Source organism: Pannonibacter sp. I15F10I1, from assembly GCF_900185665.1.
In the GTDB taxonomy this organism is placed as follows: domain Bacteria; phylum Pseudomonadota; class Alphaproteobacteria; order Rhizobiales; family Stappiaceae; genus Pannonibacter; species Pannonibacter indicus.
Window position 1 is genome coordinate 14,284 of the sequence record NZ_FYAN01000014.1, and the last position, 14,240, is coordinate 28,523.

Here is a 14,240-nt window from a genome sequence, read left to right on the forward strand (position 1 = left end):
TCGTCTGTCCCGGAGCGGTGCGTCCCCGCTCCGGAACCTCTCATGCTGCCTTCAGGCGATCCGCGTAATCGCAAGGCTCTTCAGGTAGGCTTCGGGGTTTTCCGGATCGAAGACCTTGCCGTCGAAGAAGGTTTCCACCCCGCGTGAGGTGGATGCCGGAATATCGGAGACGCCCAGCGCCTTGGCCGCCTCGCGCCACAGGTCTTCACGGTTGACCTTTGCGATCATGGCCTTGATGTCAGTGCCATGCTCGAACTTACCCCAGCGGATGTCTTCGGTGAGGAACCAGGCATCGTGGCTCTGGAACGGATAGGAGGCGTGGTCGCGCCAGAACTTCATGAAATGCGGGCTGTCCTCGACAAGCTTGCCGTTGCCGTAGTCATATTCGCCCTTCAGACGGTCAACGATGTCCTTGGCCGGAACGTTGAACCAGGCGCGCTTGCCGACGATTTCGGCCAGTTCTTCCTTGTTGGCCATGTCATCGCACCACTGGGCTGCTTCCATGACGGCCATCAGCAGAGCCTGCGCGGCGCGCGGGTTCTTCTCCACCCAGTCGGCGCGCATGCCCAGCGACTTCTCGGGGTGCTTGTTCCACAGCTCCGCCGTGTTGACGGCGGTGAAGCCGATGCCCTGATTGACCAGCTGCTCGTTCCAGGGCTCACCCACGCAGAAGCAGTCCATGGTGCCAACCTTCATGTTGGCAACCATCTGCGGCGGCGGCACCACGATGGTTTCGACGTCCGTGTCCGGATCAATGCCGCCGGCCGCCAGCCAGTAGCGGATCCACAGGTCATGGGTGCCACCAGGGAAGGTCATCGCTGCCTTGGCCGGATTGCCGGCTGCCTTGCGGGCGGCAAAGACCTCGCGCAGCACGCTGGAATCAAGCCCCACCTGCAGGTCCTTGTAGGCCGAGCCCACAGAAATGCCCTGCGCATCCAGATTGAGGCGGGCGAGGATGACCATCGGCAGCGGCACGTTGTTCTGCGTCACCTTGCCGGCCGAGATCAGATAGGGCATCGGCGTCAGGATATGCGCGCCATCGATGCCGTTGCCTTGCGAGCCCAGCACCAGATTGTCACGCGTGGTACCCCAGGAGGCCTGCTTCACCACTTCCACATCCGGCATGCCGTATTTGGCGAAGAGCCCCTTCTCCTTGGCCACGATCAGCGGCGCGGAATCGGTGAGCGCGATGAAGCCGAGAACGGCGCGGGTTGTCTCTGGCCCAGCCCCTTGTGCAAAGGCGCCGGAGGGAAAGGCCGACTTCACAGCCCCGGCAAGGGCGGCGGCGGCGGTGGACTTCAACAAGGTGCGGCGGCTGAGGCCGGCTGTGGTGATGCTCATCGTGTCTGTCCCCTTCTTTGCCCGGGCCCTTCTGTTTTTCCTGGAGCCCAAAACAAAAAACGCCGCCCGGTGACTGCGCGCGGGAAGGGAGGTTCCCGGCTGCAAACCAAGCGACGTCGATGTCTCTCGTGAACGCTGATATGTGCGTTCGATGGTTCCGGTCGCCGTTGACCGGACTGCAATCTTAAAAGCAAGCGCCGTGCCAGATGCGTGCCACTGCGGTAGAATATTGATTTACAAGGGCTTTTGAAGAAGCCAGGCTTTGAACCTCCGGCAGGCGCTTATCAGAACCGCCACCTTTTTATGCACCATCATGCAGTGCAGCAACTTATCTGCACAAATTGAATCCACTCACACTTCAGACAGCGGCACCGGCTCACCGGGTCTGCGGCGCACCGGGAAGCCCTCCACATGGGCCATGATGTCCTGGGGATCGAAGCGTGCGCCATCCATGAAGGCGGCTGCGGCCAGAGCGGCATCCTCCAGATCCGCATCCGCATCTGCTCCAAGGGCCATGCGGTAGAGATCCGGACGGCAGGAGCCTGCGGCCTTCTCTGCCAGCGCCTGTGAAAACCCGGCCTGCCCCCATCGGATCATCTGGCTGTAGATCCACAGCGCCAGCGTGCGGCTCGGCACATTGGAGCTCTGCCCGTGAAAGCGGAAATAACTGTCGATCCGGCGGGTCCGGCCATGGGCATCGAGGCTGAATTCGCCCGCGAGAACGCGGCGCAGAATGTCCTTCGGTGCCCCCAGATAGCGCGGATCGGCCAGGATCGCGGCCAGGTCATCATGGTTCTCCGGCGCCTGACACCAGCGCGCCGCCCGGTCGAGCGCCACGATCAGCCGCATCACCGTGTCCTGATTGGCATCGGCCCATTCGGGGCGCATGGCCAGCACCTTTTCCGGCGCCAGCGGCCAGATGTCCTGCTTGACCGCAACGATGCGCGCGACACCGCGTTCGCAGGCAATCATGTTCCACGGCGCACCGACGCAGAAACCGTCAATGGCGCCTGCTTCCAGCGCATCGGAGGTCATGGGCGGCGGCACGACCACCAGCCGCACATCCGCATCCGGATCAATGCCGCCAGCCGCCAGCCAGTAGCGGAACTCATAGTTATGCGAGGAAAACGGATAGGTGACGCCCAGCGTAAGCGGTGCCATGCCGCCTTCCCGCCGCGCCCGCACCACCAGCGCCAAAGCCCTGGCGCAGCCCAGCGCATCAGCCCGCTCCACCCCTTCGGCAAGTTCCGCCATTTCCTCGAACAGCCGCAGCGCCAGCGTGATGGCATTGCCGCCCTGCCCCAGAAAGAAGGGCGTGACCGCAGGCGACGGGTTGGAGCCAAGGCCAAGCTGCGCCGCCACCGGCATGGGCGAGAGCATATGGGCAATGTCGAACTGCCGGAAGGCGAGCCGGTCGCGCACATTGGCCCAGGAGACATCGCGCACCAGTTCCAGCCGCAGGCCTTCGCGTTCGGCAAAGCCCGCCTCGGCAGCGGCCAGCAGGATCGAGGAGTCAACGAGCGGAATGAAGCCGGCCCTGAGCACGCGCGGCTCCCGGCCCGGCCCCTTGCCGGGCAGGGGAAGATCGGGGGCATGTGCCGGGTGTGCGTTCATCCTGTCCTGCTCCTTCTGCGCGTCCCCCGCGCGGGCCTGCCGCTCACAGCAGCAGCCCGGCTGCGGTCACCACGCTCTGGGCGATGTCCGCAATCTTCTTCTTCTCGTTCATCGCCGTCTGCCGCAGCAGCGTGAAGGCTTCTTCCTCGCTGAGCCCGCGGGATTTCATCAAAATGCCCTTGGCCCGCTCCACCACCTTGCGCTCTTCCAGCGCGTTGCGTGCTTCGGCCAGTTCCTGCTGCAGCCGGGTGAAGGCGTTGAACCGGGCAATGGCCATGTCGAGGATCGGCTTCACCCGCTCCTGCCGCAGCCCATCGACCACATAGGCCGACACGCCAGCCTCCACCGCCGCCGCGACCATGCCGCTTTCCGAGCGGTCGACGAACATGGCAATCGGCCGCTGGGCCGCGCGCGACACCTGAAACAGATGCTCCAGTTGGTCACGGTTGGGGTTTTCCAGGTCGATGACGATCACATCCGGGTCGATCTCGACGATGCGGCGCACCAGCCCGTCCATGCTGGACAGGAGGATCACCCGCTCATGCCCAGCCTCCCGCAATCCGCGCTCGATGATCGAGGCGCGAATGTCGTTCTCATCGATCACGAGTACGGTCAGGGCTGCGTCCATGGCGCGATTATGCCGGGGCTTTTCCGCAGCGCAATATCACCCCCTGCCCGTTTTATAGGCATGCCGCGCAAGAGGACCCGAAAGGCCCGTTGCCCCGCCCTCCCCCTTGTCCGGATTTCCGGACGGGGGCACTGCTCTCTTGTTCGGAAATCCGGATAGAGGAGCAGAACAAAGCATTATAATCGTTGATAATAAAGAGAAAAATCGACTGGCACGCCTCTTGCCAATACAGGGCAAACAGCAAGAGGGATGCAAGCCGTGAGCTTTGAGTGGAGCATAGTTGCCGCACTGGCGGGCGCATTGATTGCGCGGCCAGCCGCATCATTTCTGGGGCGCAATACCGGTTGGGTGATGTGCCTCATCCCCCTGGCCATCTTTGCCTCACTGCTGATGCAGGCCGGACAGGTGGCATCCGGCGGGGCGCTGACGGCGCAACTGGCCTGGGTGCCGTCGCTGGGCGTGGAGCTGTCGTTCCGCCTGGACGGCTTCTCGCTGCTCTTCGGCCTGCTGATCAGCGGCATCGGCACGCTGGTGGTGATCTATGCCGGCGCCTATTTCGCCGAAAAGCCCAGTTCCGAGATTGGCCGCTTCCTCGGCCTCATCCTGCTGTTCATGGCCGCGATGCTCGGCACGGTGCTCTCCGACAACCTGATCGTCATGTTCGTCTTCTGGGAGCTGACGAGCCTTGCCTCGTTCCTGCTCATCGGCTTTGACGGCCACAAGGAAGCGGCGCGCAAGTCTGCCCTGCAGTCGCTGGTCGTCACCGGCGGCGGCGGCCTGGTGCTGTTTGCGGGCATTCTCGTCATCGGCATGACCATGGGCACCTTCTCCTTCACCGAGGTGCTGGCCCGCTCCGGCGAACTTGTTGCCAGCCCCTGGGCCGGGACGATCGCGGTGCTGATCATGATCGGCGCCTTCACCAAGAGCGCGCAGTTCCCCTTCCACTTCTGGCTGCCGAATGCCATGGCCGCGCCGACGCCGGCCTCCGCCTATCTGCATTCCGCCACCATGGTGAAGCTGGGCGTGTTCCTGCTGGCTCGGTTTGACGGCGTCTTTGCCGGGATGCCCGCCTTCGGCCAGACGCTCGTCATCGTCGGCTCGCTGACCATGATCGTCGCCGCCCTGCAGGCCCTGCGCGCCGAAGGTTTCAAGGCCGTGCTGGCCCAGTCCACCGTCGCCTCGCTCGGCATTCTGGTGATGCTGATCGGCCTGACCGGGGAAGTGGCGGCCGTCGCAACAGCCGGGTTCATCCTCGCCCACGCGCTTTACAAGGCGGCGCTGTTCTTCTGTGCAGGCACCGCCATCCATGCCACGGGCGAAGCCAACCTGAACAGGCTCGGCGGCCTTGCCCGCTTCCTGCCGGTCACTGCGGTTGCAGCCGTGCTGGCCAGCCTGTCGATGGCCGGCCTGCCGCCCTTCGTCGGCTTCATCTCCAAGGAGTACCTGTTCGAGGCACAGCTTGCCAGCGACTGGAACTTCCTGCCCGTCGCCGCTGCCGTTCTCGTCAACGCGGTCATGGTGGGCGTGGCCGGTGTGGTGTCGATCCGCCCGTTCTACTTCAAGGCCGAGCGTGTCAGCGAAGTGCATCATGGCGAGACGCCCGGCCTGCTCGTGGGTCCGCTGCTGCTGGCCGCCGGCGGCATCCTGATCGGCCTCGTGCCGGGTCCGGTGGCCCAGTGGCTCATCGCCCCTGCCGCTTCGGCCCTCTACGGCCAGCCGGTGGATGTGTCCTTCAAGCTCTGGCACGGCCTGACGCCGATGCTGATGCTGTCGGCGCTGGTCATCACCATCGGTGCCGTGATCGTGCTGCAGTGGACCCGCATCCACAACACGCTGCGCCACTATGACCGGTTCTATGCCTGGCTGGGTGACCGCTTCTATCACAAGGCGCTCAACGGCCTTCTGGACACGGCGCGCCTGTCGACCCGCGTGCTGCAGAACGGCGACCAGCACCGCTACACCACCATCGTGCTACTGACGGTGATTGCAGGCCTTGCCTTCGCCTTCTTCGCCGCGCCGTCCTGGGACTTCCTGGCCGGTGAAGGCCGCATCCGCATCTCCGTGGTGCTGGTGCTGCTGCTCACGGCTGCAGGCGCCATTGCAACGGTCTTCGTGCGCTCGCTGATCGCCGGGCTCGTGGCAGCGGGCGTCACCGGCTTCGGTTCTGCCGTGGTGTTCATGCTCAACGGTGCCCCGGACCTCGCCCTGACGCAGACGGCTGTTGAAACGCTGATCGTCATCCTGATGACGGCGGTGCTGCTGCGCCTGCCCTCGCGGCGCCGTCATTCGCGCAGCGTCAACGAGCGCCGCCGCGACGGCCTGATCGCCACCGGCTTTGCCGTGATCATGTTCGTCGCGCTTGCCTCCATCGGCGTCACCCCGGTTGATCTGCGCCTGTCCGAATATTTCGGCGAGACCAGCTACCTGGAGGCCTATGGCCGCAACGTCGTCAACGTGATCCTCGTGGATTACCGCGCCATCGACACGCTGGGTGAGATCGCCGTCGTCGCCCTCGCAACCATCGCCGCCTGGGGCTTGCTGCGCGGTGCCCGCAAACCTGCAGGCAAGCCCGCAAGCACGCCCATAAGCGCACCAGCCACCACGAAGGAGTGACAGCCATGTCCATTATCTTCTCAACCATGTCCCGCCTCGTCTTCGTGCTGCTGCTCGTGGTGTCCGTCTACATGCTGTTTCGCGGTCACAACGAACCGGGCGGCGGCTTCATCGGCGGACTGTTCGCAGCCCTCGGCTTCGCGCTGCTGGCGCTGGCAGGCAGCGTGGAGACGGCCCGCCGGGCACTGATGGTTCACCCCGTCGCACTGATGGGCTGCGGCTTGTTCCTGTCCTTCATCAGCGGCCTGCCGGGGCTCTTCTCGGATGGCTCGTTCCTGACCCACTGGTGGGCGGAACTCGGCTCTGCCCATGTGGGCACCGCCACGATCTTCGATATCGGCGTCTTCATGGTCGTCATTGGCGGCGTGCTGTCGCTGGTCTTCCGGTTTTATGAGGGAGTGGAACAGTGAGCCTCATCTACGCTTTCGCCATTTCGGCCCAGATGGGCGCAGGCATCTATCTGCTGCTGTCGCGGCACGTGGTGCGCATCCTCTTCGGCGTCGTGCTGCTGTCGGCGGCTGTGAACCTCCTGATCTTCGTCGCGGGCGGGCTGCAGTTCACCGCCCCGCCGATCATCGAAAAGGGTGCGCAGGTGCTTGGCGCCGAAGCAGCCAACCCGCTGCCGCAGGCGCTGATCCTGACCGCCATCGTCATCGGCTTTGCGCTGGTGGCCTTTGCTGCCGCTCTCGTGCTCAAGGCCTATTCGGCCCTCGGTTCCGTCTTCACCGACGAGCAGAATGCGGCCGAAGAACTCGGCTCGCCCTTTGACAAGGAGGCCACCCGCAATGGCTGACACGCTTCTCCTCTGGCCCGTCATCCTGCCGCTGGCCGCCGCCGCGCTGGCTGCCGCCTTCCATGTCTGGTCGGCCGTGCAGCGCGCCGTGGCCCTTACCGGCATGACCCTTACGCTGGCCGCCTCCGTGCTGGTGCTGCGCGAGACCATGACCGGCACAATCCTGACCAAGGCCTTCGGAGGCTGGGCCCCGCCCTTCGGCATCGTCTTCGCTGCAGACCGCTTCAGCGCGGCAATGGTGGTGATTTCCAGCCTGCTGGCCCTGTGTGCGCTGGTCTTTGCCCTCGCGGACCTGCGCCAGCGTCAGATCCGTTCGGGCTTCTACCCGCTGTTCCTCGGCCTGATGACCGGCGTCAACGGCGCCTTCCTGACCGGCGACATCTTCAACCTCTATGTCTGGTTTGAAGTGATGCTGATCGCAACGCTCGGCCTCATCACGCTGGACCGCACCCGTGCGCAGATCGACGGGGCGATCAAATATGCGGTGCTGAACCTGTTCTCGACCATCCTGTTCCTGATGGCGATCGGGCTGCTCTATGGCGCCACCGGCACGCTGAACATGGCAGACCTCGCCACCGTTCTGCCGCGCACGGAGTCCTCGGCAGCGCTCAGCCTGGCGGCAATGATGTTCCTACTGGCCTTCGGCATCAAGGCAGGCTTCTTCCCGATGTTCTTCTGGCTGCCGGCCTCCTATCACACGGCCTCGATCATCGTTTCGGCGGTGTTTGCGGGCCTTTTGACGAAGGTGGGCGTCTATGCGCTGTTCCGCGTCTTCACCCTGCTCTTCGAGGTGGACAACGGCGGACTGAAGCCGCTGATGGCCCTGTTCGCGGCCGGGACCATGCTGTTCGGCGTCTTTGGCGCGGCGGTGCAGTGGGACGTGCGGCGCATCCTGTCGTTCCACATCATCAGTCAGATCGGCTACATCATGCTGGGCCTTGCCATCGCAACGCCGCTCGCCCTGGCTGGCGCGGTTTTCTACATCATCCACCACATCGTGGTGAAGGCGAACCTGTTCTTCATCGCAGGCGCCATCCACCGGGCGACCGGGTCCTTCGACCTGCGCAAGTCCGGCGGGTTGATGAAGTCCTCGCCGCTGCTCGCGGTGCTTTTCGCGATTCCCGCCCTGTCGCTGGCCGGTATCCCGCCGATGTCGGGCTTCTGGGCCAAGTTCATGGTGGTGGATGCCTCCTTCCAGAATGATGCCGCCTGGCTTGCCGCCGTCGCGCTCTTTGTCGGCCTCCTGACGATCTTCTCCATGAGCAAGATCTGGATCGAGGCCTTCTGGAAGGAGCCGGTCCGCAAGCTCAAGACCCGCCCGGTGCCGCTCGCCATGGTGGCCCCCATCGTGGTGCTGGGCGTCATCACCGTGGCCATCGGTTTCAATCCAGAGCCGCTGATCGCCTTCTCCAACCTCGCCGGCGAGAGCCTCGGCAATCCGTCGGAGTTCATCAGCGCCTTCGATACCGAACTCAAGACCGCAGGAGTGACGCCATGACCCTCGCCATTCGCATCGGCCAGTCCGCAATTCTCGGGCTCGTGTTCCTGAGAGAACTGGTGGCCTCGTCCATCACGGTGGCCCGGCAGGTTCTGGGCAACCGCACGGCACTGCGCCCGGCCATTGTTGCCGTGCCGGTCAACCTGCGCAGCCGCGCCGGGGTCACAGCCCTTGCCAACTGCGTCAGCCTGACACCGGGCACCACTTCGCTGCATGTGAGCGAGGACCTCAGCACCCTCTATGTGCATGTCCTCAATGCCCCGGACCCGGATGTGGTCGCAGCCAACATCAAGGGCACGTTCGAAAAGCGCATCAAGGAGATTGAAGGATGATCGAGTTTCTGGACAGCTACCTGACCCTCTTCGCCGCCATCCTGATCGCAATCCTGATGGTGCCCCTGACGCTTGCCGCCATCCGCATGGTCACCGGCCCCGGCTATGCCGACCGTTTCGTCGCGCTGGACATGCTGACCGGCATCGCCGTCGCCATTGCCGCGCTGACCATGATCGGCACCGGGCGCCGCGAGTTTCTGGACATCGCCTTCGGTATCGCACTGATCGGCTTCCTGGCCACCTGCTCGCTGTCGGCGCTGCTTGAGAAGAAGAAGGAGGACAAGTGATGCTTCTGCTGCTTTCCGTCCTGTTGAAGCTGGCCGGTGTCGGCTTCCTGTGCATCGCCGCCCTCGGGGTCATGAAGCTGCCCGATCCGTTCCAGCGCATGCATGCCGCCACCAAGGCGGGCACCCTTGGCGCAGGCCTCGTGCTCCTCGGCAGCATCATCGCCCATGGTGACATGGAAGCGGTGGTGCTGGGCCTGCTGACCCTGCTATTCCTGCTGCTGACCGTGCCTGTCGCCGGTCATCTTCTGGGCCGGGCCGCCTATGTTTCCGGTGCCCGTCTGGCGCTCGCCGGAGGGGACGCGCTGGAGGGCGTGCTGCGCCGGGCACCCCAGCCGCTGGACGAGCGCACCCAATGGCCGACCGGCTGGCCGGCCGGGGAGGCTGTGCTTGAGCCGGACGAGCGCCCTGCCGAAGCCCCGTTCCGCCATCTCGTGGAGCCGCGCGGTGCCCTGAAGCCGTTTCTGGCGCTGGAAGCTGTCCGCTTCGCGGTGATCGACGGTGAAGTGCAGCCGCCGGCCGACCGGGCCTGTGCCATCGCCAAAGGCAATGGTGCCAGTCTGACGGCCTATGTGCTGATCGACACCCACGCCATTGCCGCATCCAGTGATCACGCGCAGATGCGCCGGCGGATCCGCGACAAGGCCAGCGCCGCGCTGCGGGCCCTGAAGACCTGCACATCCCGGGCCTCGTCCGAGCCGGTCCTCGTCTATGACGAAGGCGATCCGGAGCAGCTGCTCCTGTGTGCGGACGAGCCGGGCCGGACCCTGCTTGTGCTGCCCTGCAAGGGCTGGTTCCACCATCAGGCCGAAGGCCGGCGGGACCTGACCACCTGGGATCCGGACGGGCTGCTGCGGCTGCCGTCGAGCCACCGCGGCCCGGTCCTGTTCACCTCCGGCAAAACACTGCCGGAAAGCGCCCGCACGCTCGTGGTGCGCGATTGCGGCGAAGAGCACCTGCCCGCCCTGACCGAATGGGCCCTGCTCAGCGGCTTGTGGGACGTGACGAAGCTTGTCCATGTCACCAACCAGCCGGACAGCCCCTCGCATCTTGCTGGCGTTGCCCGCCGCTTCGGCTGTGACTACGTGCAGCTGGCCGCAGAAGGTGACGACAGCTCCATCCCGGCAGGGGCGGAAGGCGTGCGCGCCGTCATACTCGGCCACACACCCCGGCCGCTGCGCACCAGCTGGTACGGCACGCCCTGGCGGGAGCGCATCGCACCGGGACTGGAAAGCGACGTGCTGATCATGGAGCCACAGACCGGCAATCCGGCATAAAGCTCTGGCACGCCGGCTTGTGGTTGGGCTATTGCAATTGGACATGACGACACCTTTGCGATCAAAGCTGCCTCTGTCCGTAACCCTGCCCCTGTTTGTGGCCATCGCCATGTTCGTCGTGGCGGTGGGCACGACCCAGATTGGCGTCATGGTGCTGCGCTCCAGCAATGAAACCGGCCTCAGGGATCAGGCCCTTGTGTTTCTGGATGCGGTGGCCGGACATATCGCCGCTGAAATCAAGGAAAAGGATGCGGAGGAAACTGTCGGCGCCCAGCTGGCGGCGTCCCTCACCTTCCGCACCGCACTGCTTGAACAGGGCATGGCAGCCCGGTGGACCGACAGGACCGGCACCATCCGCACGGCGGTGTTGACGGAAACAGACGCGGATCTCCTGAACCAGGCGCTCAGCGAGGCGCAAACGCTCGGGCCGGAAGGTGTCAGCCTCACCAGCGTGCCGGACCGGCCGGTGCTGCTGATTGCCCGCAGCTACCCTCTCGAGGACCGGCGCCTTTATCTTGCCGCCACCTTTGACACCACGCCCCTTGAAGACGCAGCCAGCATGGTCACAAGCGTGGCGCTGGGGATCGACATCCTTGTCGCCATCATCGCAGCGCTTGCCACCTATGCGGTGACGCACCGGGCCCTCATGCCGCTCGACCGGTTCATCGAACGCCTTGCCGATCAGGAAACCGGCGCTGCCGGGGCTGCCAGATGGCGGCGCGGCGATGAACTGCGCCAGCTGGAAGCAGCTCTTGCCCTGCGGGAACAGTCCGAGGCCCAGCGGGTGAGCATGCTGGAGCAGATGGCCCAGCAGGAGCGGGACGGGCTGCTGGCGCGCATGGCCGCCAGCATCGCCCATGAGGTGCGCAATCCCCTCGCCGGGCTGAAGAACGGCATTTCCACCCTGCGCCGGTTTGGCGAGCGTGAAGAGGTGCGCAAGGAGACCCTCGACTTTCTGGAGAACGGGCTCGACAGCATCGGCCGCGTCGTCGATGTCACCCTGTCCACATACCGCCGGCGTTCGGGCGCAAAGCTCCTGAGCGCCCGCGACATTCAGGATCTTGAACTGCTGATTGCACCGGAGGCCCGGCGCGCCGGAGCCATCCTCGCCTGGGAGCTGGATGAAACGGCCGAGGTGATGACCGATGCGGACGCCCTGCGCCAGATCCTCATCAACCTGATGCTCAACGCCGTGCGCGCCTCCCCGCCCGGCGGCACCGTTACCGTCGGCCTGTCGCAGGATGAAGCCGCGCATACGGTTGTACTGAGGGTCAGCGACGAAGGCCCCGGCATGCCGCCGGAACTGGTGGCAGCCATCATCTCCGGCCAGGTCGATGATGTGCCGGTGGAACGCAGCATCGGCATCTGGGTGGTGTCCAATCTGGTGGCGCGGATCGGCGCGGACCTGTCGATCCGCAGCAAGGAAGGCGCAGGCACCACCGTGCAGCTGACCCTCACCAGTGAACCTGAAAACGGGAGCGCAGCCAAATGACGGCAAGCCGCATCCTCGTGGTCGAGGACGACGCGACCCTCGGCGCCTCTCTGCGCCAGCGGCTGGAGCTGGAAGGCTTCAAGGTCCGCTGGGCCCGCTCGGCCAGCGAGGCCCGCGCCGCGCTGGACGGGGATGCGCCGGACATCATCCTCTCCGACATCCGCCTGCCGGACGGGGATGGCGAAAGCGTCATGCGGCAGCATTTCGCGCGGTCCGGCATGGTGCCCGTGATCTTCATGACCGCCTATGGCGACATCGACCAGGCCGTGCGGCTGGTGCGCGACGGGGCGCTTGACTACGTCAGCAAGCCCTTCGATCTCGATGCCCTTGTCGACACGCTGCAGGTGATCGCCAGCCGCCGCCGCAGTCCGGCAGGCAGCACCGCAGATCCCTTCTCAGACAGCCCTGCCATGGAAAAGACCGGCAGCACCTTGCGCCGCGCGGCGGCCATCGATCTGCCCGTCCTGCTGCTTGGGGAAACCGGCACGGGCAAGGAAGTGGCCGCCCGCTATGTGCATGAGGCAGGACCACGCAAGGGCAGGCCCTTCGTGCCGGTCAACTGCGGCGCGCTGCCGGCGGACCTCGCCGATTCCCTGCTCTTCGGGCACGAGCGCGGGGCTTTCACGGGAGCAGCCGCAGCCCATCGCGGTTTCTTCGAGGAAGCAGAAGACGGCACGCTGTTTCTCGACGAAATCGGCGATCTGCCGCCTGCCTTGCAGGTGAAGCTGCTGCGCGTGCTGGAAACGCGCGAATTCCGGCGCCTCGGCGCCAGCCAGAGCCGGCGTTTCGAGGCGCGGGTCGTCTGCGCCACCAACAAGGATCTGGAGGCCATGGCCACGAGCGGCGCCTTCCGCGAAGACCTGTGGTTCCGCATCAATGTCATCACCTGCAAGCTGCCGCCCCTGCGCGAGCGGCAGGACGAGATCCCGGCCCTGCTGGAACGGCTTGCGGCGGAAGCGTCCGCCCGCATGGGCCTTGGCGCGCCGCCGCTGAGCGAGACCGCGAAAGAGGCGGCAAAGCAGCACCCATGGCCGGGCAACTTCCGTGAGCTGATCAACCGCGTGGAACGGGCCGTCGCGCTTGGCAGCGGCAGCGCATTGACGGAGGCCGATCTCTTTCCCGAAGGCTTCAGCAGGGCGCAAGATGCGGCTGCGCCTCAAGCCTCTGCAGCCGCGCCGGAGACACCCCTTGCCGATGTGCGTGATGCGGCTGAAAAGGCCCATATCACCGCCGCGCTCACCCGGTTTCAGGGCTCCACCAGCGCCGCCGCTACCAGCCTCGGCATCTCCCGCAGCACCTTGTGGGAAAAAATGCGCCGCCTCGGCATCAGCCGGGGAGAGGACGAACATTGAACCTTCCGGCGGACGGCGCATGAGCTCAGCGGAACCAGCCCCGCAGCATGCAAGGCTCAGTCTTCGTCATAAATCTCGTCTTCTTCCTCAAGATGGTCCCTCTCCCCAGCCTTGCCTGTAATCTGGGTCCGGATCCAGGAGAGAAAGTTGAGAAGCGGCTTGGACGGGGTGCGGCCCTTCGGCCAGGTCAGATAATAGCTTTCGCCGGTACGGCACCCATGCTCAAACGGCGCCACCAGCGTTCCGGCGTTCAACTGGCGCTGGACAAAATGCCGGTTCGCGATGGCAATGCCGAGATCCATCAGCGCCCCCTCGCACGCCAGGGAGCTGTTTTCAAAAACCATCTTGTTTTTGGGCTCAAAAGAGGCATTCGCGGACTTGAGCCAGCTTGGCCAGTCATGGGGCCGGGCTGCCGAACACAGCAGTTTCATTTTCTCAAGCTGATCAACCTGCGTCATCGGGTGATCCTGGAAGAACGCCGGCGAACACACTGGGATGAGTTCCATGTCGGCCAGCTTCTCGGCATGCAGGTCAGGCCAGGAGCCATCCCCGCCGCGAATGGCTGCGTCCAGATTGCCGGTCTCGAAATCGGCCGGTTCCGGTGACGACGACAAGCGGACCTCGATCCGGGGATATCTGTGATGGAAATCATGCAGACGCGGCATCAGCCAGCGGTGTGAAAAAGTCACATAGGACTGGATCGCCAGAATATTCCTCTGCCCCCTGCGGGACACGCGCCGGGTGGCAGCTTCGATGTCCTGAAAGCCCCTCTCGATGCCTTCAAACAGCAAGGCGCCTTCACGCGTCAGCTCGATCCCCCTGTTCTGGCGGCGGAACAGGATCACGCCCAGATAGTCCTCCAGAACCCGGACCTGCCGGCTGACGGCGACCTGACTGACATTCAATTCATCAGCTGCAACCGTCAAGCTCTTGTGCCGCGCCGCAGCCTCGAATGCCTTCAGCGGGTTCAACGGAGGAAGCGTGCGGGTTGGCGTGGCAATCATTCATCATTCCTG

At 64.9% G+C, this 14,240-nt stretch carries 13 protein-coding genes; 9 read left to right on the forward strand and 4 right to left on the reverse strand.

Annotated features, from left to right (window positions below; translation table 11 throughout):
- Window positions 1-51: 51 nt before the first annotated feature.
- The 3 genes from IF10I1_RS09780 to IF10I1_RS09790 all read right to left on the reverse strand — a co-directional run bounded on the left by IF10I1_RS09780 (window position 52) and on the right by IF10I1_RS09790 (window position 3,583).
- A complete protein-coding gene (locus IF10I1_RS09780) occupies window positions 52-1,341 on the reverse strand; it encodes a CmpA/NrtA family ABC transporter substrate-binding protein (protein WP_186424470.1) in 1,290 nt (429 codons plus the stop codon).
- Between the two features lie 351 nt (window positions 1,342-1,692).
- Window positions 1,693-2,955, reverse strand: a complete 1,263-nt coding sequence (locus IF10I1_RS09785; RefSeq protein WP_186392618.1) for a CmpA/NrtA family ABC transporter substrate-binding protein — start codon at window positions 2,953-2,955, stop codon at window positions 1,693-1,695.
- A gap of 43 nt (window positions 2,956-2,998) precedes the next feature.
- Entirely contained in the window at window positions 2,999-3,583 is a 585-nt protein-coding gene (locus IF10I1_RS09790; protein WP_050473100.1) for an ANTAR domain-containing response regulator, read from the reverse strand.
- Between the two features lie 249 nt (window positions 3,584-3,832).
- Between IF10I1_RS09790 and mbhE the strand changes: the two genes are divergently transcribed.
- The 9 genes from mbhE to IF10I1_RS09835 are packed head-to-tail and all read left to right on the forward strand — an operon-like array spanning window position 3,833 to window position 13,224.
- A complete protein-coding gene (mbhE, locus tag IF10I1_RS09795; RefSeq protein WP_058899053.1) occupies window positions 3,833-6,196 on the forward strand; it encodes a hydrogen gas-evolving membrane-bound hydrogenase subunit E in 2,364 nt (787 codons plus the stop codon).
- Between the two features lie 5 nt (window positions 6,197-6,201).
- Window positions 6,202-6,606 (forward strand): MnhB domain-containing protein, encoded by a 405-nt coding sequence (locus IF10I1_RS09800; protein ID WP_122520768.1) that lies wholly within the window; start codon window positions 6,202-6,204, stop codon window positions 6,604-6,606.
- Window positions 6,603-6,989, forward strand: a complete 387-nt coding sequence (locus tag IF10I1_RS09805) for an NADH-quinone oxidoreductase subunit K (RefSeq protein WP_094463027.1) — start codon at window positions 6,603-6,605, stop codon at window positions 6,987-6,989. The genes IF10I1_RS09800 and IF10I1_RS09805 overlap by 4 nt, the downstream gene beginning before the upstream one ends.
- Entirely contained in the window at window positions 6,982-8,487 is a 1,506-nt protein-coding gene (locus IF10I1_RS09810; RefSeq protein WP_186392619.1) for a Na+/H+ antiporter subunit D, read from the forward strand. The genes IF10I1_RS09805 and IF10I1_RS09810 overlap by 8 nt, the downstream gene beginning before the upstream one ends.
- Window positions 8,484-8,819, forward strand: coding sequence for a Na+/H+ antiporter subunit E (locus tag IF10I1_RS09815; protein ID WP_058899050.1), 336 nt, complete (start codon window positions 8,484-8,486; stop codon window positions 8,817-8,819). Before IF10I1_RS09810 ends, IF10I1_RS09815 begins: the two co-directional genes overlap by 4 nt.
- The gene (locus IF10I1_RS09820; RefSeq protein WP_050473094.1) at window positions 8,816-9,106 is read left to right on the forward strand and encodes a monovalent cation/H+ antiporter complex subunit F; all 291 of its coding nucleotides are present in this window, start codon (window positions 8,816-8,818) and stop codon (window positions 9,104-9,106) included. The genes IF10I1_RS09815 and IF10I1_RS09820 overlap by 4 nt, the downstream gene beginning before the upstream one ends.
- Window positions 9,106-10,380 (forward strand): monovalent cation/H(+) antiporter subunit G, encoded by a 1,275-nt coding sequence (gene mnhG / locus IF10I1_RS09825; protein ID WP_186392620.1) that lies wholly within the window; start codon window positions 9,106-9,108, stop codon window positions 10,378-10,380. The genes IF10I1_RS09820 and mnhG overlap by 1 nt, the downstream gene beginning before the upstream one ends.
- A gap of 43 nt (window positions 10,381-10,423) precedes the next feature.
- Window positions 10,424-11,872: a HAMP domain-containing sensor histidine kinase gene (locus tag IF10I1_RS09830; protein WP_208977256.1), complete on the forward strand. Its 1,449-nt coding sequence runs from the start codon at window positions 10,424-10,426 to the stop codon at window positions 11,870-11,872.
- The gene (locus IF10I1_RS09835; protein ID WP_186392621.1) at window positions 11,869-13,224 is read left to right on the forward strand and encodes a sigma-54 dependent transcriptional regulator; all 1,356 of its coding nucleotides are present in this window, start codon (window positions 11,869-11,871) and stop codon (window positions 13,222-13,224) included. The genes IF10I1_RS09830 and IF10I1_RS09835 overlap by 4 nt, the downstream gene beginning before the upstream one ends.
- A 56-nt stretch (window positions 13,225-13,280) precedes the next feature.
- On the opposite strand, the gene gcvA is transcribed toward IF10I1_RS09835, so the two are convergent.
- On the reverse strand, window positions 13,281-14,228 hold the full coding sequence (gene gcvA, locus IF10I1_RS09840; RefSeq protein WP_186392622.1) for a transcriptional regulator GcvA: 948 nt from the start codon (window positions 14,226-14,228) through the stop codon (window positions 13,281-13,283).
- Window positions 14,229-14,240: the final 12 nt, after the last annotated feature.